This window comes from Rhodovulum sp. ES.010 (assembly GCF_900142935.1).
Taxonomy (GTDB): Bacteria; Pseudomonadota; Alphaproteobacteria; order Rhodobacterales; family Rhodobacteraceae; genus Rhodovulum.
On record NZ_FSRS01000002.1, the window covers coordinates 12,891 to 32,546 of the forward strand.

Consider the following 19,656-nt stretch of genomic DNA (forward strand, 5'->3'; position numbering starts at 1 on the left):
GCCGCGCGGCCGCGCGGCCGCGGCCTAGATGATCTGCAGGTTGCCCGTGGTCACCGCCACCCCGTAGACCACCGCGTTGGCCACGGCATGGGCGAGCACCGCATCGCCGATCCGCCCGCGCCGGCGGCAGACCCAGGAAAACACCAGCCCGGCCACCAGCGCCTCGGCCCAGCGGTCGTGCAGCGCGGCGAAGGCCGAGGCCGAGACCAGCGCCGCGGCGACGGCCCAGGCCCGCCCCTGCCCCAGCCTGAGCTTGCCCTCCAGGTAGTCGCGGAAGAACAGCTCCTCGACGAGCGGCACCAGAAGCACCGTGCCGAGGCCGCGGGCCAGGTACCACCCCACCAGCGCCGCCCCGGCGAGCGTGCCATAGGGCGGCGCGGCATCGCCCGCCGGCACCGGGATCACGCACCACATCGCGCCGATCGCCGCCCCCGCCCCGAGGGCCACCGGGTCGAGCCGCCAGTCCAGCGCGCGGTAGATCGGCCAGAACAGCGCCACCACCGCCCCCAGGAGCGCGGTGCGCAGCGGGTAGAGCGCCCCCGGCGCGGTCGACAGCGTCGAGACCACCAGCGCCGAGAGCATCAACACCGCGAAGGGCAGGATCCGGGCGGCCATCGGATCGCGCCACAGCGGGGGCAGGGGCGTGGGGGTATACACTTGCTGCTGCAGCGAGAGGGCTCGGAGGGGGACTGGAAAAAGCTCTACTAGTTCTATCGTGAAGAGCGGTTGATAGTTTGCAAGCGTCGTAGCCGACCCTGATGATGTGACCGCCCACCGATGGCAACGATGTGCCAAGGTTTCTCTAAGATCATCCATAATGGAGAACGGATATGTCGTTGATTTCCAAGGTCGGTCTCGATCTTTTTTGAAAGACCTTTTCTAGATGCCTCCACGGCGCCAGAGACACCGGAGCGCCTGGGAAATCCTATAGATTTGTATTGCCCCCGCCATGCTCGGCGTGTTCATTGAATTCCAACAGCAGTCAGGGCTATCGATGACGCGCATTCACCCAGTCATTCTGTGCGGCGGGTCCGGGACGCGGCTCTGGCCCGCCTCCCGCAAGAGCTACCCCAAGCAGTTCGCCCCGCTGATCGGGCGCGAAAGTCTTTACCAGACCACGCTGCGCCGCTTCGCCGGGGGGGAATTCGCCGCGCCGCTGGTGATGACGGGCGACGAGTTCCGCTTCATGGCGACCGAGCAGGCGGCGGCGATCGGGCTGAGCGATGCCCGCGTGGTGGTCGAGCCCTGCCCGCGGGATTCCGCCCCCGCGATCCTGGCCGCGGCCCTGATGCTGGCGGAGCGGGGGGAGGATCTCATGCTGATCGCGCCCTCCGATCACGTGATCGCCGATCCCGCGGCCTTCCTCGCGGCGGTGCGGGCGGGCGCCGCCCCGGCCACGGACGGGGCGCTGGTCACCTTCGGCGTGACCCCCGACCGGCCCGAGACGGGCTATGGCTATCTCGAACTCGCCGAAAGACCGGCCGGCGGCGCGCCGGTCGCCGTCTCGCGCTTCTGCGAAAAGCCGGATGCCGCCACCGCCGAGGGGTTCCTCGCCGCGGGCACCTACCTGTGGAACGGCGGCATCTTCCTCGGCCGGGTGCGCGACGTGATCGCCGCCTTCGAGACCCACGCGCCCGACATGATCGCCCCGGTCCGCGCGGCGCTCCGCGAGGGCGCCGAGGACCTGGGATTCTTCCGCCTCGCCGAGGCGCCTTTCGCCGGGATAGAGCCGATTTCGTTCGATTACGCGGTCATGGAGAAGGCCGCGAAGGTCGCCGCGGTGCCGATCGATTGCGGCTGGTCGGATCTCGGCAGCTGGGAGGCGCTTTGGCAAGCTGCCGGCCCCGACGCGGACGGCGTCGCGCTGTCGGGCGAGGTGACCGCGATCGACTGCGCCGACAGTTATCTCCGGTCGGAGGAGGAATCGGTCGCACTGGTGGGGTTGGGGCTGCGCGACATCGTGGCGGTGGCGATGCGCGATGCGGTGCTCGTCGCCGACAAGTCCCGCGCGCAGGAGGTCAAGACCGTGGTCGAGACCCTGCGCCGGGCCGGGCGCGCGCAGGCCGACGCCTACCCGCGCCATCACCGCCCCTGGGGCTGGTACGAAACACTCTGCCTCGACGCGCGCTTCCAGGTGAAGCGGATCATGGTAAAGCCGGGCGGGGTGCTCAGTCTGCAATCGCATCACCACCGCTCGGAACACTGGATCGTGGTCGCCGGCACCGCCGAGGTCACCATCGGCGAGGAGGTGCGGCTGGTGACCGAGAACCAGAGCGTCTACATCCCGCTCGGCACGGTGCACCGCATGGCCAATCCGGGCAAGCTGCCGATGTATCTCATCGAGGTGCAGACCGGGGCCTATCTGGGCGAGGACGACATCGTCCGTTACGAGGACCTGTACAACCGCGGTTGACGTCGCCCCCGCCGTTCGGCGGCACGTTGTCTTTGCATTACCCTTTTGTTAGCGTTGGTTTTGTGGGTGCGTGGCGCCCGATGTATATTTTCAGGTGAGCCGGCGTGTCTGACGCCGGAGAGGAAAAGACATGTTTCATGCATTTTTTCGCGCCCTGCGCGCGATCGGGCTCCCGGCCCTCCTGGCGCTGCCCGCAAGTCCGGCCGCCGCCACTGTTTTACATTTCGAGGTCGAGGCGGTGCTCGACCGGATCGAGTACAGTTTCGGTGGCTTCTACGACGACACCTACGACCCGGAGACCGGCGCCGAGGTCGGCTGGATCGGGCCCGGGACCCTCACGCCGGAGAACGACACATGGGGGCTGTTGCCCGAGATCGCGTCCGGCACGACGCGGGTGTTCTCCTTCAGCCTTCACCTGGACCAGACCAGCCCTGCGCATCACCCCTTCGGCAGCGGGTACCTGCTCTCCGATTGCGCGCCGCACTGTCGATACCAGTTCCTGGACTGGTATGCCCCGAACCCGCTCGTGAATGGCGGGGATTTCAGTTGGTATTCCGGTCCTGATCCGGACATCATAAGAGGCAATATAAACCCCGGCGAGACGCTCACGGTTTTCGATCTGTATTCGCACAACAGCGGCTACGTCCCCGGCTCGCATCTCTGGTACGATTTCACCGATACCGATTACTACTACACCGTCACGGATACCCGGGTTTCGGAGATCGTGCCGGCGCCGCTGCCCCTGGGCGCGGCGCTGCTGCCCGGGGCGTTCGGCGTTCTCGCGCTGCTGGGGCGCCGGCGGGCCGCCTGAGGCCCGCGCCGCCGCGTCCGGCATCGGGGAAATCGGGCTTGGGAAACGGCCGGCGCGGCGTATGCCTGCGCCCAGGTCGAGGCGAGGCAGGACGGCGATGGGCGAGACAGCGCGGATCGGGGTGATCGTGCCGGAATTTCCGGGCCAGACCCATACCTTCTTCTGGCGCGAGATGCAGGCGATGGACCGGTTGGGGGTGGACCTGTCCCTGATCAGCACGCGCCGCCCCGCGGCCCGGCTGGTCTCGCATGACTGGGCCGGGGAGGCCATCGCGCGGACGACCTACCTGGCGCCGCTCGGCCCCGGGCCGCTGGCCGCAAGCCTGCCGGCCGCCGCACTTGCGCTGCGCGACGGGATCGGGGCGCGCGCCATCGCCGCGGAGCGGGCCTGGTTCCTCAGGTCCGCGGCGCTGCACGTCCCCTTCGCCCGTCATCTCAACCGCCTCGCCCGGGCGCGCGGCTTCGGCCATGTCCACGTCCATTCCTGCGGCCGGTCGGCGCTGATCGCGATGCTGGCCCGCCGGATGGGCGGCCCGTCCTACAGCCTCACCCTGCACGGGCCGCTGTGCGACTACGGGCCGGGGCAGCGCTACAAGTGGCGCGACGCCGCTTTCGCGACCGTGGTCACCGAAACGCTGAAACGCGAGGTGGAGCGGACGGTCGCCGGGATCGGCCTGCCGCCGATCCTGGTCCAGCCGATGGGGGTCGATACCGACCGGTTCCGCCGCGACGCGCCCTATGTCCCGGCGGACCCGAAGGCGCCGGTGCGCATCTTTTCCTGCGGCCGGCTCAACCGCGTGAAAGGGCACGATCACCTGATCCGCGCCGTCGGGCGCCTGGCGCAGCAGGGGGTGGATGCGCGGCTCGAGATCGCCGGGGAGGACGACGCGGGCGGGACCGGCTACCGCAAGACGCTCGAGACGCAGATCGCCGAGGAGGGGCTGGGGGATCGCGTGACCCTGCTCGGCGCGATCGGCCAGGGCGCCCTGCGCGACCGGCTCCTCGCGGCGCATCTCTTCGTCCTCGCGAGCCGCAGAGAGGCGCTTGGCGTCGCCTACATGGAGGCGATGGCCTGCGAATTGCCGGTGGTCGGCACGAATGCGGGCGGGGTGCCCGAGCTGATCGACCACGGGCGCAACGGGGTGCTGGTGCCCCCCGAGGACGTCGACGCCTTGGTGGCCGCGATCTCCGGGCTGCTCGCCGATCCCGACCGGGCGCGGGCGATGGGGCGGGCGGGCCGCCGGACCGTCGTCGACCGGTTCGCCGCGGCCCGCAGCGCGCAGACCCTGGTCGACGCCATCGCCGCCCATGGCGCCCCCCCGCCCCGCTAGCCCGGGGGCGCGGGCCGGGCCGCTCAGGCGGCCGGCGCCGCGCGGTCGCGCTCGACCGCGGCGGTGGCCCGGGCCTTGCCGCGGATCAGGGCCCGGCGCTGCCAGGCGCGGATGAAGCGGATCAGTTCGGCATCCTGCTGGCGGGGGGCGCCGCGCAGCCAGGCCCCCAGGTAGCCCTGCAGCATCGCCAGCCCGCCGAGGATGTAGGGCGGTTCGGTCATGCGAAAGACGCAGGTCGCCGCGAAGAACAGCGGGTCGGACCCCATGTAATACTGTCCGTAGCCGTGGCGGCGCTTCCCGGTCCAGATCGAGGTCTGGCTCGACCCCATCGGGCGCAGATGCTCGAAATTGAGATCCGGGTGATCCCAGCTGACCGCGCGCCAGCCCAGTTGCCGCGCCTTGTGGCAGTCGATCGCGTCCCACATCACCTCGCGGACGAAGCCGCCGATCGCCTCGAAACAGGCGCGCCGGTAGAACTTGGTCATCCCCACCGACATCTCGTCGCCGCGCCGCTCCGAGACCAGCGCGCGGCCGCGCCGGATATAGGGCTTGCCCGAGCAGGTGCCGATGCGGGGGTCGGCCTCCATCCGCTCGACCAGCGTCTCGAAATAGCGCGGCGGCAGGTCCAGGTCGAGATCGAGCTTGCAGAGATAGGGAAAGGCGGCGGCCTCCACGCTGTCATGGCCGGCATAGAACGCCTCGATCACGCCGGGGCCCACCGCGCGATGGCCGCGGTCGGGTTTCGGCACCACCCGGATCCAGTCGTGCCGGGCGGCGTACTCGGCCAGGATCGCCGGCGTCCCGTCGGTGGAGCCGTCGTCGACGATCACCCAGAGCGCCGGGCGCAGCGTCTGGGCCACCACGCTGTCCAGCGTGCGCCGCATATGGGCCGCCTCGTTCCGGCAGGGGGAGATCAGGAGACAGGCCCGCTCGGGCGGCGGGGGGGCGGAGGGCTCGGCCATGGGGTATCTTCCGGTCGCTGCTGTGCGGAGGCGATTCGCCTACACCGGATTCATGGCCGAAATCGGCCGGCCGCGGAAAGAAAAGCATCGCCGCGGTGCCCGCGGTCCGGGGCACGGGCGACCCGAAACGCGAAACGGTCCGGCGCCTGTATGTGCATCGTTTCGTTCCGGGCAACAGTCGGGGCGACCGGTTCCGCCGCGCGGGGCTGCGGATCGCCCCCCGGCCGGTCCTTAACCCCTTGCGGTGCGTGCGTTTCGACGGGACCGCCGCGGGTATGGTGCCGCGGCCTGCATCTGCGCAATGCCCAAGAATCGCTCAAACCGGCGCTGCCTGCGTGCAACGCGGCCCCAGGCCGCGGCAAAGGTTACGATAAGGTTGTTTGAAGAGCCAAAATCTAATATAAATTGGAGTGTGCGATAGTGCAAAAGGGGGTCCGCCCCCAATTTGAACTTCATATTCACATCGGGGGGGGGCCCCCGACTGGAAGGGTGGGAGAGAGTAATGACGTCTCTTAAATATCTTGTCGCAGGTGCGGTTTTCGCCGCCTCTGCCGGTGTCGCATCTGCGGCGCCCGTCCTGTACGCGGACGCGGTACTCGACGTGAACAAGGGCACCTGTGTGGCTCAAGCTGGTATTGGGCCGCTCGATGGCGACAACTGTGCGGTGAACCGTGATGATCCGCTTGCGGCGCTTGGTGCACCCGATGGCGACTTCTACGCGCTCGGGTTCGGCGGCGATATCACGCTGGGCTTCTCGGGGTCCCCGTTCCCCGGCGGCGAAACGACCGTTTACGAGGTAACCTTCGATCGGACCGTCGACCATGACGAAGCGGTTGATTTGTACTCGGTTCTAGGCGGTGTCGCAACCTACGTGGCTACGATATTCAACTCGCCAACCGGAACCGGCACGGCGCTTATCTCGGGCGACTTTGACTCGATCAAGCTGGTCGATGTGACCGCGGACTATTTCGCAATCGAGAATGATGGTGATCCGGCCACCAATCTCAGCTTCGATGGATTCGATGTCGCCGCGGTCGGCCTAGCGCCGATCCCGCTGCCGGCCGCCGGCCTGATGCTGCTGGCCGGTCTGGGTGGCTTGGGTGCCCTGCGCCGCAAGTCGTCCTGATCCCAGGATCGTTCGTAACACCCGGGGAACCCGCCGCGAGGCGGGTTTTCCTTTTTTGCCGGCGGCCTTTCAGGGCAGGCCGAACGGGGCGGGCCTGGCGCCGCGGCCGAGCACCCAGTCATAGACCTGCGCGATCTGCCGCGCCTTGGCTTCCCAAGTGAACAGCGTCAGCGCCCGGTCCCGCGCGGCCCCGGCCAGGACGGGCAGCGCCGAAGGATCGTCAGCCAGCGCGGCCAGGTCCGCCGCCAGCCGCGCCACGATCTCCGCCCGGGTCCCGATCGGCACGGCGCGCCCGGTGTCGGGCGTCACCAGCTCGCCCGGTCCCGCGTAATCGACGATCACCGGCACCACCCCCAGCGACATCGCCTCGAGCACGACGCCGCCGCCGAATTCCCGGATCGAGGGGAAAAGCAGGATGTTGGCCGCGGCGAGCACGTCCTGCACCGCCGCGTGCGGCAGATGCCCGTGGAAGGTCACCGCCGCCCCGACCCCCAGCCGCGCCACCAGCGCCTCCAGTTCGGTGCGCATCGGCCCGTCGCCCACGATGTCGTAGCGCATCCGGCCCGCCCGCAGCAGCGGAGCGGCGGCCTCGAGCGCCATGTCGGCCCCCTTGTAGGGCACCAGCCGGCCGACGAAGGCCGCCCGCAACGGCCCCGACACGTCCTGCGCGGCAACCCGGTTAAAGCGCGCGGGATCGATGGCGTTCTCGGGGATGTAGACCCGCTTGCCGGCGCAGCGCGCGGGGATCTCGCCGGCGGTATGGCGCGAGCCCACCACGATCGCGGCGGCGGCGTCCAGCATCGCGCCGCGCCCGGGCAACGCCTTGTAGGCGCCGCGCACATAGGACAGCCATTCCCGTTCGCGCCGGCGTTCGGCGTCGAATCCCGCGGGCCAGGGCACGCCCCCGTTGAGCGGCCCCAGGACGAAGGGCACGCCGGCGCGGGCGCATTTCCGGGCGATCGGCGAGACCGTGGTGGGCGTCAGCGGGGTGATCCGGTGGACGATGTCGTAGCGGCCGGCGCGGATGTCGTCGCCGAAGCGGCGCCAGACCAGGTGTTCGAACCAGGGATAGGACAGCGCGTTGATCGCGGTGGTCATGGTCCAGCCGCGGCCCTGTCCCATGCGCAGGAGGCTGGCCACCCGCCAGAGCGGGCGCGCCACCGCCTCGGACTCGATCGCGGTGAACGCCCTGCCCTCCTCCAGCCCGCGGGCCAGGATCGCGTCGCGGTTGCGGACCTGGGTGACCAGGTGGGTGTCGGCGACCGCGCCAAGGGCCTGCGACAGCGACCAGCCGATCAGCGGCACGCTGACCCAGTCGGGATTGGCGGCCTCGGCGATCACTAGAACGGAAGGGGTCGACGATGGACGCATCGGCGGTTCCTACATCTGGTTCGGGGCGGCCGGCCCAGGCGCCACTGCTCTTCTCTATTCCACGAAGGACTCAAACGGTAAGGCGATCCACCTTCCCGACGGAGATGGCCACGGAACTCTTGCGCGTGTACAAACCACTCAATATCAAATCTGCAGATTTTTGGTATGTTCGGGCACGCATTCTCGGGAGGTCATATTCGGATGCGGTTTCTTTTGGGCTTCTACCTGCTCCGTGCCTTGATTCAAAACTTTTCGCGTACGATTATGGTTCTTGTGCTTGTCGGTGGGGGGGTCGCTTGGGCGGAGAACGCGTCCCTGCAGATGGAAGGGCTGGATTTCGTCACGGTTGGCTCGCCCAACAACCCCGTGGATCCAGCTACCGGCACCGGGTCCGTCTCCTACCCCTACATGATCGGCCGGTTCGAAATCACCAACTCCGATTACGCCGCCTTTCTCAATGCGGTCGAGGACCCTAGCAACCAGATAGGACTCTTCAACCCGCTGATGCAGAGCCATTTCTGGGGCGGCATTGCGCGCGGGGAAAATCCCGAAGCGCCCTTCCGTCCGAAGCCAGGCTATTCCAATTTACCGGTTACCTTCGTGTCTTGGTTCGACGCAGTGCGTTTTGTCAACTGGCTGCATTACGGTCGTCCGGAGGGCCGCGCCGGCACGCTCGGTGTTACGGAGGGCACGCTATCGGAGGGTGCATATGACACGACCTTTTCGGCCTTTGAGGGGATCAGCCGCAATGACGGGGCACGGTTCTGGCTGCCCTCGCTAGACGAATGGCGCAAAGCGGCATTCTACGATGGCTCCCGACATGTCTGGAACAGGTTCGCGACTGGTGCGGCCCCCTCCAACATCCCCGGGCCGGATCGGAAGAGTGCCACATTCTTCTCCGCCGGACGGTGGACGGCCCCGTTCCCGCATCTGACGCCAGCGGGATTTCACGCCAATTCGAAGAGCCCTTGGGGCACCTTTGACCAAGCGGGCAACGTGGCGGAATGGATCGAACATGCCCGCCGTTCGCAAGGAACCGCCCTCGGTGGGTCGCTCTTCATGGACAGCACGGCACTGGAATCCGATTATATCGACGGAGAGAACCCGATGAAGGAACTTTCCACCTTCGGGTTCCGCGTGGCGACCGCACGCCGCCCGTGGAGCGTGCCGGACAAGCCGGTCGTGCCACCCTCCGCCGACAGGGAGGCTCCGGTGAACCGTGCCGCCTTCTTGGGGGCCGATTACCTGCCCGTCCCGGCGAACCGGACGACCTACGATCCCGTGACGGGCCGTGGTCTGGTCTTCGACGATTTTCTAATTTCGCGTACCGAACTAACCAATACGCAATGGATAACCTTCCTGAACGAAATGGGCCCCAAGGTAGCGGAGCGGTTCTGCCTGTTCGCACCCGCCATGGAAGGCGGGCTGGTTTCTGGCTTGGAGCGGCGCCCCGAAGGAAGCAAGCCCGCCTTTCGCGTCAAGCCCGGCTGGGAGGACCGCCCAGTTACCTATGTCTCCTGGTATGCGGCAGCCCGGTTTGCCAACTGGGCGCATTACCGGCTGACGCCCGATCCGGCCGATGATGGCCAGATCGAGGGAACCGATAAAACCGGCGCCTACGACACGCGCAACTTCCCTAAGCAATGCGGACAGGCCGGACGTCCGGAGCAGCAACCTGAATCTCGGAATCCAGGTGCTCTAGCCTTCCTTCCTACCGTGGACGAATGGTATCTTGCAGCATTTGCCGACCGCTCGGGTGGGAGCGTGACGCGGTTCTGGACCTATCCGACCCGGTCGGATCAGCCGCCCGACAACCTCGACAAGGAGATCGGCGCCAATTACCAGATCGGCCAAACCTTGGGCGAGGGTCCCCCCTACTACGTGGCTCGCGTGGATTCCTATGCCGGCTCGCCCTCGCCCTCGGGCACGTTGCAGCAGGGTGGAAATGTGTGGGAATGGGCCGAGGACTGGAAGAACCGCGGCAATGGCAGGGGCTGGCGAGGCGACGAATGGACCCGGGGCATCTTGGGCGGTAGCTTCAACTATATCGACCTCGGTCTCAATCGGCGGAACGTCGATCCCGGCGCTCCCTATCAGATCTACCCGTTCTACGGGGTCAGGCTGGCCATGTCGCCCGATGCCCCGCCCGCGAGGAGCCTCACCTTTCCCGAGGCGCAGCCGGACGGATGGATTGCTCTGCCCCGCTACGTCTATGCCGGTTTGGAAGGGCGGCTGGCCATCCTGTTCCGCAAGGTTGCGGTCACCATGCCCTACCAAGTGCTGGCCATCCGCGCGCTTCTGATCGCGTTCGGCGTTGTAGCGACCGTTCTTGTTCTGGGCATTTTTTGGTTTGTCGGGACGCGGCTAGTGTCGCGAAGACGCAAGTCTGCAACGGGGTGCACCGACCGGCCCTGAAGCGATACCCCTCTGGTGCATGTGCACATAGTCCACACAAAATAATACCCGCCCCGGCAAGCCGGGACGGGATACATGTTCCGGACCCTACCGGCCTCAGGCGGCGCGGCGGCGGCGTTCCCAGGCCAGCAGGACGATGGCGGCCACGGCGGCAACCGCCGCGGTGCCTTCCAGCGCGCTGATTTCCGGCACCGAGCAGGGCTTGGACGGGTCGCAGGCCTGCGCGAGGCTCGCGCCGGCCATGGCCAGCCAGGTGCCGCCGGCGATGACGAGAGTACGCATGAACTGTGTCTCCTTGGTTGCAAAGTTGCGGGTGTCCCCCCGCCCGGTCTGTCCGAACGCAAGGCCCCCATGGGGTGCCGGCCGGTTCGCGGGGAACCGCCCGGCGCGACCGGGACGGGCCGAAGCCCGCCCCGGAAGCGGTGTCCGCCCGCCGATCACAGGCAGAAGCAATCCTCGGCAAGAAGGTCGAACCCGATGCCGATGATGAAGGGCTGCACATGCCCGGTATCCGACGGGATGACCGGATCGAGCACGAGGCCGACGATATCGCCCTCGCCCGCGGTGAAGCCCTCGCCGTTGGCCTCTGCCAGGGCGATGATTTCCTGGGCGTTGGCCTGGGTGCCGGTGCCCGCGGGGATGAAGGTGGTCTGGTCGGTGAAGTGCCAGATCGCGGCCTGGATCTCGGTCTCGGTATAGGTTTCGCCGGTGCCGTCGCCATTGTCCTGCGCGCCGAAATCCTGGTTCAGGATCCAGGTGATCAGGTCCAGATCCTCGAGCGCGTCGGTATCGAGGCTCGATCCGGCTGCCAGCGCCTCGGTCGCGACATAGACATTCGCCGCGACATCCACGTCGCGCACGATCGCATCGTCGCTGGCCAGGCAGTAGGCCTCGGCGAAGGTGTTGCCGTCGAGGCGGGCATCGCCCGAGCCCGAGAGGGTCACGGTGTAGCCCTCGATCAGCGGGGTTTCCGCCAGCGTGTCGATGCGGAAGTCGATCGCGCCCGGCAGGCTGGCCGAGATCGTCTCGAGGGTGTTCTTCGCCCCGCAGATCGTCACGTCGACCGTGGCCGTGGCGGTGCCGTCCAGCCCGTCGCCGATCGAGTAGGTGAAGCTGTCGGATGCTGTCGTGCGGATCAGCAGGTCCGCCGCCGCGATGCCGCCATAGGTGGCGCCGGCGCTGTCATAGCTCAGCGTGCCGTCGGCGTTCAGCGTCACCGTGGCGCCCGAGGCCAGCGTCACGCTGTCGCCCGCGGCGACCTCGACCCCCGCGACATGGGCCACCGAGAGCGTTGCCCCCGGGGTGGGCGAACTGTCGCCGTCGAGCACGTCGATCACGGTCGCCTCGGTCGCGCAGACCTTGCCCGCATCGTCGTCGGCGATCGGGTTCTCGCTGATCACGCCGGCATCGACGGTGAGGTTCTCCTCGCCGATCCCGAGCACGATCGGCCCGGTGAGGCCGGTCGCGTCGACATCGCTGTCCAGCGCGTCGTCGCCCGAGTCCTGCGCGGTGAAGTCGAACCCGTCGGCCGCGGCGAAGTCCACGAGGTAGGTTCCGGCCGCGAGCCCGGCGAACAGGTACTTGCCCGCCCCGTCGGTGACCGCGGTGCGGCCCGTCGCCGTGCCGTCGCCGTTCAGCAGCGTCACGGCGACCCCCGCAAGCCCTGCCTCGCCGGCATCCTGCAGGCCGTTGCGGTTGGCGTCGATCCACACCGTGTCGCCGAGGCTCGCGGTTTCCGGATCGGTCACGCCGGCGTCGTTGTCGGGCGTGTCGGCGCCCGCGGTCACCACGATGCCGGTGATCTGGCTCATGCCCGCGCCCAGGTCGGTGGCATCGGAGTCGATCGTGTCGTCCTCGCCCACGTTCGGCGCGGTCAGCGCAAGGCCGGTGACGGTGTCGGTGAACTTGACGCCGTAGGTCCCCGGGGCGAGGCCGGTGAAGCTGTAGCCACCGGTCGCGCCGGTGGTGGTGGTGATGCCGGTCGGCCCCCCGGCGGCGTCCAGCAGCTCGACGGTGACGCCCTCAACGCCGTTCACGCCGTCATCGTCCAGCCCGTTGCCGTCCGCGTCGATGAAGTAGCGCCCCGAGAGAGAGCCGGGCAGGTCCACGATCCCGGCATCGACGGTGAGGTTCACCTCGCCCTCGGCCAGGGAGAACACGCCGGTCGCACCGGAGGCGTCGGCGTCGGAATCGCCGGCATCCCCGTCCGGCCCGGTCTCGTTGTCAGGCGCGGTGAAGGCGAAGCCGCCCGCGGGCAGCTCGAACACCACCTGGTAGTCGCCGGCCGCGAGATCCTCGAACAGGTAATTGCCGTTGCCGTCGGTGGTCTGGGTGGCGACCACCGTGCCGGAACCGTCGAGCAGGCTGACGGTGACGTTCGCCACGCCGGCCTCGCCCGCGTCCTGGAGGCCGTCGCCATCGGCGTCGAACCAGACGGTGTCGCCGATCGCGCCGAGCTTGGGCTCTTCGTCGCGGCACAGCTCGATCTTGTCGATCCGGACATATTCGCCGCCGTCGCTGTGGGCATAGAGCGCGATCTCGTCGCCGGCGTTGATCTCGACATTTTCCAGCGTGAACTCGGAGAAGCCGCCATTGTCGTTGCCCGAGCCGTCGTCGTCCTCGTTCAGCAGGATCGTGCCGACCTCGACGCCGTTCACCTTGACCACGACGGTCGACTGGCCGTCATCCTCGTCCTGGGCGAAGATCTTCAGGTCGTAGGTGCCGTCGCAGCCCTTGAAGACGGTCTTGAGCTTGCCGTCCTCGATGCCGCACCAGCCGCTCTTCAGCCGGACCAGCTCGTTGCCCGAGGCCTGCACGCCGCACACCGTCTTGTAGTTGTAGGCGTACATGTCCTCGGCCTCGATCGTGACGCAGGGCGCGCAGGCCGGTTCGCAGATCTCGATCTTGTCGATGCGGGCGTATTCGGCGCAGTCGCCGTAGCCCTTGAGCGTGATCCTGTCCCCATGCGCGAGGGAGACGTCCTCGAGGCTGACGGTGGTCCAGGTCGAACTGCCGTCGAGCCCGTTGCCGCCATCGTCCCTGTTCAGCCAGATCGTCTCGATCTTGCAGCCGTTCACGTAGACCTGGATCGCGCCCTTGCCGTCGCTCTCGTCGATGAGACGCAGGTTGAGATCATAGGTCCCGCTCTCGCCCGTGAAGCTGGTCGAGGCGTAGCCCTTGGACGTGCACAGCGCGATCCCCGCCCCGTCGGAGGCGTCGCCGCGATGCTCGACCTCGTAGCCCCACAGACGCATGTCCTCGGCTTCGATCACCGTGCAGGTGCCACCCGGGCCGCCTTCGTCGACATCGTCGACGCAGACCTTCAAGAGCTTGACCTCCTCGCCGCCCCTGCCGTCGGAGACCTTGACCTTGACCTCGTAGACGTTGTCGGCGCCGTGGTCGGCCGGGGCCTCGTAATCCGGGGCGGCCTTGAAGCGCAGCTCGCCGCTATGGGCGTCGATCTCGAACAGCCCGCCATCGGCGCCGCCGGCGATCGAATAGGTCAGACTGTCGCCGTCGGAATCGCTCGCGTCGAGATCGATCACGGCGGCGGTGTTCTCGTCGATGCAGATCTCGCCGCTGTCGGGGACGTTGTCGAAGCCGGGCGCGGTGTTCGGATCTTCCTTCGGACCGGCGTCGAGGCAGGCGTAGTCCACCCAGTTGCCGCTGACGTCGCATTCGCTGCGGATGGTCAGCTCGGCGCCCGCCGGGGGCATGCCGTAGCCGGAATGGAAGGTGAAGTAGTCGCCCGAGGTGCCTTCCTGCTCGATCTCGATCATCAGGTACCAGTTGCCGTGCTGGTCCGTCACCCAGTAATAGCTCTCGGCGTAGATCTGGCCGCCGCTGCCCGCCGCGGCGCCGCCCTTGGTGATCGTGGCGGTCTGGCCGTAACGGTCGGTGGCATGGTCGCACCAGTCGCCCGAAAGATACCGGTCGTTGTCGGTGACCTCGATGCAGGTATCGGCATGGGCCGGCATCGTGAAGCTGTCACCGCAGCCCACATCGGAGCCGAGCCCGCCCTGCGACAGCAGCTGGTGCTCGCTGAACGCGGTGAATTCGTAAGTCTTGTCGTAACTGTACCCACCGTAATAATAGGTCATCCCGTCTGTCCCTTTCAACCTGCACAGGCCGATTTCCGGCTCTGTCATCGCGATGGACCGCCGTCATAGCGGACCAACCAGCACATGCGTGTCGTGGTCGTGACTGCAGGTCGTCCGGCACGGTCGCGAAGAAGACTGGAAAGGAACGCCGTCACCCGGATCGCCCCGTTCGCACGAGTGACGTTCCGGTCCGGCCCCGGCCATATGAAATTCCCCCCGGCCGGCCTTGCGCAAAAAACTCCCGAAGGCTTTCTGTGAAAAACCCATCTTCCCCCGGCCACAATGCCGAGCCAACCACCCCCGTCATCACTCACGGCATGATAATATCCCGAAATGCCAAGTTTTTGACAAGCTAATTGTCGAAATCCGCCGCATTTTCCGGATGCCGCCGCCTGGCCGCGCCCCGCGTTCTCTATGGGATGACAATAGCTTGTTCCGGTCGGGGCGGGATATCCCGGATGGCGCACCGCGGCGGCCGGGACAACGGGAGCGCAACCGAGGCGAGACGGGTGTTCCCGCGGCTGCCGCGGCGGTGGTGCCCGTGATTCCGTCTGCGTCTGCGGCGACACTTGCCGCAGGGGGGCGCGCCCGGCGCCGGGGCCGCCTCAGGGCTTGCCGTGATCCGAATACCGGTAGGCATTGAGCAGGACCCCGAGCACGTTGGTATGCTCGGCGATCTCGCGCTCGCAGGTGTCGAACTGGCTGTGGCGCGTGGTCTCGGCGCGGATCACGATCAGCGCGCAATCGACATTCTTGAGGAAGGCGCGGGTGTCGTCGTTGACCAGGACCGAGGGCAGATCGAAGATCATGAGGTCGGGCTTGTAGGCGGCCTCGATCTCGTCGAGCATGTCGGCGGTTTCCTCGGCGAGCAGGAGCCGGGTGGGGTCGGTCTCGGAGCGGTTCGCCGCCGAGAAGGCGACGTTGTCGCCGAAGCGCAGCGCCTGCTCGGCGAAGCTGACCTTGCCGGTGAGCACGTCCCCGATGCTGTGACGCGGTGCGATCTGCAGGAACTCGTGCACGGAGGGGTCGCGCAAATCGAGATCGAACAGCATCGAGCGCAGGTCGCGCTGGCGCCCCAGGCCGAGGGCGAGGTTGCAGGCCACCGTCGTCTTGCCCGAGCCCGGCATGGGCGAGGTGATGGCCAGCCGCTTCCAGCCGTGGTGCCGCATCTGCAGCACCGCCTTGGTGCGCAGGATGTCGAACGGGGTGGCGGCCTCGCTGACCTCGCGCGCGACCACGAGATGGTCGACGAGTTGCCGGTCGTCGAGATCGAAGGGCGCGAGCGCCTCCCACATCTCGTCGAGCGCGGAGGCCGCATCGGCGGCGAGCCGCGGCTTGGGGGGACGCCGCGCCGGGGGCGCGGAGGGCTGGCCGGTCCGTGTCTTGCGGGCCTTGTCGAGGGCGGCCTGTAGCTTTTCCATGGCGGGTTTCCGTTCCGGCGCAGGGATCAGTGCATGGCCCGCGCGGCGACCGTCCCGGGGGGCGGGTCGGCCGGGCGGGCCTCCGGTGCGCCGGCCATCCACAGCCCCGGCACCAGCGCGATCATGAGGGTGAAGCTCGCCCCGAGGAAGCGGCGCCGGCGCAGCAGCCTGCCGTTCCGGCTCTTCATGTAGGGGATCGTCGCGAGCGGCGTGATGTCGAACCGGGCGGTCAGCTCGGCGGGGGAGCGGATCGTGCGGTTGAGAAGTTCGAGGACGGCGAAATAGGCCGCGGCCAGGGCGAGGCCCGCGGCCATCCCCATCGCCGCCACCTTCGGACGGTCGGGCCCGGTCGGGACCTGGGGCACGCTGGCGCTTTCGAGGACGTTGATGCGCTGGCCCTGGGCGGTGCTTTCGACCCGCTCGCTCATCCGCGCCTCGTTGAGATTGGCGACCGCGCCGTTGTAGCGGGTCTGGATGATCTCGTAGTCGCGTTCCAGCGCCGCGAGCTGGATGCCGTTCACCGCGCTTTTCGAGATCGTCTGCTGCAGCTCGTCAAGCTCTTCGTGCGTGTCGTCGATATCGGTCTGGAGCGTCGCGAGCTGGTTGTCGATCTGCGCGAGGGTGGCGTCGAGGAGCGCCTGCTCGGGCGAGGACTCGCCGGTCCCGCCGGTGGAGGTGCCCGCCTCGGTCTGGGCCGCGACCACCGCTTCCAGCCGGTCGATGATCGCCTGCAGGCGGATCACCCGGGGGCTTTCCTCGGTATAGATGGCCTTGGCGTTCTCCAGCTCGGCCCGGGCCACGATCAGCCGTTCCTCCTCGGGGGTGCGGCGGCGGCTCTGGCCGGCGCTGACCCGCCCGGTGGTCTCGAAGATGCGGATGATCTCCCCGCGCTGCGCCTGGCCGGCCTTGAGGTCGCGCTCCAGCCGGGCGAGGCGTTCCTGCAGCAGCGTCTGGCGCCCGAGCCGGTAACCCTGGTCCTCGGGCAGCGCCTCGGCGTTCTCGGACTTGAAGGTCGCGATCGCGGCGCTCTGGCGGTCGAGCTCCTGGCCCAGCCGGTCGACCTCCTGCTCGAAGAAGCTCAGCGTGTTCTCGGCGCGCGAGGTCCGGAACTCGGCATTCTCCTCAAGCACCAGGGTGACGTATTCATTGACGACATTGGCCGCGATCCGCGGGGAATGGGAGGTGAACCCGATCGTCATCAGCGTCGCCTGCTCGCGCCCGGCGGTGCGCCGGATCGACGTGGCCGCCCGCATCCTGGCCACGACGCGGTCCGGCTCCATCCGGCGGATCTCGGGGAACACGTCGAAGCGGTTGGCGATGTCGATCAGGTTCGCCCGGGTCAGCAGCTTCTGCTCGATGATGTCGAGCTGTTCGACCGCGCCGGTCTGCACCGTCGAGGCGACCATGCTGTCGGGGATCTGCGGCGCCTCGACCAGCAGGCGGGCCGAGGTCGAGAAGGTCTCGGGCAGTTTCAGGGCCGCCACCACCCCGCCGGCGGTGGCGACGATCACGAACAGCGCCATCACCGGCAGGCGGCGCAGGAACAGCGCCCAGTAGAGTTGCAGGTCGAAATTCATTCGGCGGCCTTCCCGAAGCTGTCGAGCGGATCAGTAAGAAAGAGCGCTTCGCTCATCGGCTTGAGGATCAGCCCGTCGCGCACCAGTTCGCGGATCGCGGCGATGCCCACCTTGTCGTGGCCCGCGCTCGCCGCGTAGACCAGCGCCAGGTCGCAGAGCTTGTTGACCATCCGCGGGATGCCGCCCGACTCCCCGAAGATCGCGCGGGTCGCCTCGGCGGTGATTTCCTTGCCCGAGCCGCCCGCATGCCGCAACCGGTGGGCGATGTAGTCCCGCGTGGTGGCGAGATCCATCGGCTCGAGGTGGTAGACCGCCGTCACCCGTTGCGCGAACTGCCGCAATTCGGGACGGCGCACGAGGTCGCGCAGTTCCGGCTGGCCGACCAGGATGATCTGCAAGAGTTCATCCTTGCCCGAGTTGATGTTGGTGAGCATCCGAAGCTCTTCCAGCGTCTCGGCGCCCAGGTTCTGCGCCTCGTCCACGATCAGCGCGACATGGCGCCCGGCGGCGTATTCGTCGAGCACGAAGAGCTGGAACCGCTGGAACAGGGCCACGTAGTCGGCCCCGGCCGGCACCTCGACATCGAGCGCGTTCAGCACCCAGCGCAAGAGGTCGCCGCGGCCGCCCTGCGCGTTCGAGATCAGGCCCACCGTCACCTCGTCCTCGACCCCGGCGAGCAGCGCCTGGATCAGGGTGGTCTTGCCGGTGCCCACCTCGCCGGTCACGACCGTCAGCGGGGCGCAGGTCACCAGCCCGTATTCGAGCACCGCGAAGGCCCGGGTATGTGCCTGCGACCAGAACAGGAAGTCGGGGTCGGGCGACAGCGAGAAGGGCCGCTCGCGAAAGCCGAAATGATCGTTGTAAAGGGCGGCGCTCATGACCTGCTCTTATACTCGTTCGGCCCCGGCTGCGACAGCGCGGACCACAACAGACAAAACAAAGGACTTGTATGTCAGGCCGTAGTCTGAAGCCGTGTCTTTTTCAAGGCATTCCCGGGGCCGCCGCGGCGGCCGGCCGGGTCCCCCCTGCAGTCTACCCCAAGGGCGGGTGATTCGCCGCTGCGGTGCGAAAAATGCCCGCAGTGCCGCAATTTCGTTTCCCGGTGCGTCACAATTGCCGCCATGTCGGGGCAGTGTCGCCGCGCTGCCGCCCGCTCCGGTAGAGTGCCGCCGGGCCGATTGCCCGAATTCGCGGCCCTCGGGGCGAATTTGACCGGAAAATCAAGGGCGGTCCATTCAGACCTTTGATTAAATTCGGCCACAATGTTACCACATTGTCGTGTGGGCCGGTCATCATCCGGTCTGGGGGATAACGCGGCGGCCCCGCGTCGCCGTGGTCAGGGTGACATATTCTTGAAGGGTCGGCATCCGCCGGCAGCTGCTTATGACATTGTATTTGACGGACTTGAACGGGAACGTGCAAGCCGAGCCGGCTGTCGGCCCGGTCGTTCCTCCCCGCCGGGGCCGGAGCGGCGTCTACCGCGCCATACTCAAGCGCACGCTCGACCTCGCGCTCGTGCTGGTCACGGCGCCGATCACCGTGCCGCTCATCTTGCTTCTCGCGCTTCTCGTGGCGACCGACGGCCACCGGCCGTTCTACACCCAGATGCGCGTGGGCCGGAACGGCCCACGCCTTCCGCCTGTGGAAGCTGCGCACCATGGTGCCGGACGCCGAGCGCATCCTCGAGGATTACCTCGCGCGCAACCCGGCCGCGCGGCTGGAATGGAACGCCACGCAGAAGCTCAAGCACGACCCGCGCATCACCCGGGTCGGCCGCTTCCTGCGCAAGACCTCGCTCGACGAGTTGCCGCAGCTGATCAACGTGCTGAACGGGACGATGTCGCTCGTCGGTCCGCGTCCGATGCTGATCGAGCAGCAGGCCTTCTACCCGGGCCGCGCCTATTACAACCTGCGCCCCGGGATCACCGGCCTGTGGCAAATCTCGGACCGCAACGCCTGCGACTTCGTCGGCCGCGCGCCCTATGACGAACAATACGACCGGATCCTGTCCTTCTGGATCGATCTCGGCGTGCTTTTCCGCACCGTGTTCGTCGTGCTGCGCGGAACCGGCTACTGAAACCGGATTACCGGTTGCGCGCGTCTCGGGCCGTCCCGTAAGAGGTTAAAGAC

General features: G+C 67.7%; 14 protein-coding genes. 6 read left to right on the top strand and 8 right to left on the bottom strand.

From position 1 onward, the window contains the following. Positions 1–24: 24 nt before the first annotated feature. A complete protein-coding gene (gene xrtE, locus BUR28_RS18470; protein ID WP_083626854.1) occupies positions 25–816 on the bottom strand; it encodes an exosortase E/protease, VPEID-CTERM system in 792 nt (263 codons plus the stop codon). A gap of 178 nt (positions 817–994) precedes the next feature. On the opposite strand from xrtE, the gene BUR28_RS18475 reads away from it, so the two are divergent. The 3 genes from BUR28_RS18475 (at position 995) to epsE (ending at position 4,554) form a co-directional block, all read left to right on the top strand. Then, entirely contained in the window at positions 995–2,413 is a 1,419-nt protein-coding gene (locus tag BUR28_RS18475; RefSeq protein ID WP_074221738.1) for a mannose-1-phosphate guanylyltransferase/mannose-6-phosphate isomerase, read from the top strand. A 130-nt stretch (positions 2,414–2,543) separates the two neighbouring features. Continuing rightward, positions 2,544–3,224: a hypothetical protein gene (locus tag BUR28_RS18480; protein ID WP_074221739.1), complete on the top strand. Its 681-nt coding sequence runs from the start codon at positions 2,544–2,546 to the stop codon at positions 3,222–3,224. A gap of 97 nt (positions 3,225–3,321) precedes the next feature. Next, entirely contained in the window at positions 3,322–4,554 is a 1,233-nt protein-coding gene (gene epsE, locus BUR28_RS18485) for an exopolysaccharide biosynthesis GT4 family glycosyltransferase EpsE (RefSeq protein ID WP_074221740.1), read from the top strand. Positions 4,555–4,577: 23 nt separating this feature from the next. Here the strand turns inward: epsE and BUR28_RS18490 are convergent, their stop codons facing one another. Further along, a complete protein-coding gene (locus BUR28_RS18490; protein WP_074221741.1) occupies positions 4,578–5,516 on the bottom strand; it encodes a glycosyltransferase family 2 protein in 939 nt (312 codons plus the stop codon). A 502-nt stretch (positions 5,517–6,018) separates the two neighbouring features. On the opposite strand from BUR28_RS18490, the gene BUR28_RS18495 reads away from it, so the two are divergent. After that, entirely contained in the window at positions 6,019–6,642 is a 624-nt protein-coding gene (locus tag BUR28_RS18495) for a VPLPA-CTERM sorting domain-containing protein (protein ID WP_083626856.1), read from the top strand. 69 nt (positions 6,643–6,711) lie between these two features. Here BUR28_RS18495 and BUR28_RS18500 read toward each other — a convergent pair whose 3' ends face one another. Beyond that, on the bottom strand, positions 6,712–8,013 hold the full coding sequence (locus BUR28_RS18500) for a glycosyltransferase family 4 protein (protein WP_074221743.1): 1,302 nt from the start codon (positions 8,011–8,013) through the stop codon (positions 6,712–6,714). Positions 8,014–8,214: 201 nt separating this feature from the next. Here BUR28_RS18500 and BUR28_RS18505 point away from each other — a divergent pair, with 201 nt between their 5' ends. Further along, positions 8,215–10,428: a formylglycine-generating enzyme family protein gene (locus BUR28_RS18505; RefSeq protein ID WP_074221744.1), complete on the top strand. Its 2,214-nt coding sequence runs from the start codon at positions 8,215–8,217 to the stop codon at positions 10,426–10,428. 96 nt (positions 10,429–10,524) lie between these two features. Here BUR28_RS18505 and BUR28_RS18510 read toward each other — a convergent pair whose 3' ends face one another. The 5 genes from BUR28_RS18510 to BUR28_RS18530 form a co-directional block, all read right to left on the bottom strand. Further along, entirely contained in the window at positions 10,525–10,710 is a 186-nt protein-coding gene (locus BUR28_RS18510) for a VPEID-CTERM sorting domain-containing protein (protein WP_074221745.1), read from the bottom strand. A 155-nt stretch (positions 10,711–10,865) separates the two neighbouring features. Next, the gene (locus tag BUR28_RS20760; RefSeq protein WP_074221746.1) at positions 10,866–14,528 is read right to left on the bottom strand and encodes an SdrD B-like domain-containing protein; all 3,663 of its coding nucleotides are present in this window, start codon (positions 14,526–14,528) and stop codon (positions 10,866–10,868) included. Positions 14,529–15,133: 605 nt separating this feature from the next. Continuing rightward, positions 15,134–15,949, bottom strand: a complete 816-nt coding sequence (locus BUR28_RS18520) for a CpsD/CapB family tyrosine-protein kinase (protein WP_074221747.1) — start codon at positions 15,947–15,949, stop codon at positions 15,134–15,136. Between the two features lie 26 nt (positions 15,950–15,975). After that, positions 15,976–17,526, bottom strand: coding sequence for a GumC family protein (locus tag BUR28_RS18525; RefSeq protein WP_074221748.1), 1,551 nt, complete (start codon positions 17,524–17,526; stop codon positions 15,976–15,978). Next, positions 17,523–18,404: an ExeA family protein gene (locus BUR28_RS18530; RefSeq protein WP_074221749.1), complete on the bottom strand. Its 882-nt coding sequence runs from the start codon at positions 18,402–18,404 to the stop codon at positions 17,523–17,525. The genes BUR28_RS18525 and BUR28_RS18530 overlap by 4 nt, the downstream gene beginning before the upstream one ends. Before the next feature lie 779 nt (positions 18,405–19,183). Between BUR28_RS18530 and BUR28_RS20860 the strand changes: the two genes are divergently transcribed. Beyond that, complete coding sequence (locus tag BUR28_RS20860; protein ID WP_371441623.1) at positions 19,184–19,603, top strand: sugar transferase; 420 nt, start codon at positions 19,184–19,186, stop codon at positions 19,601–19,603. Positions 19,604–19,656: the final 53 nt, after the last annotated feature.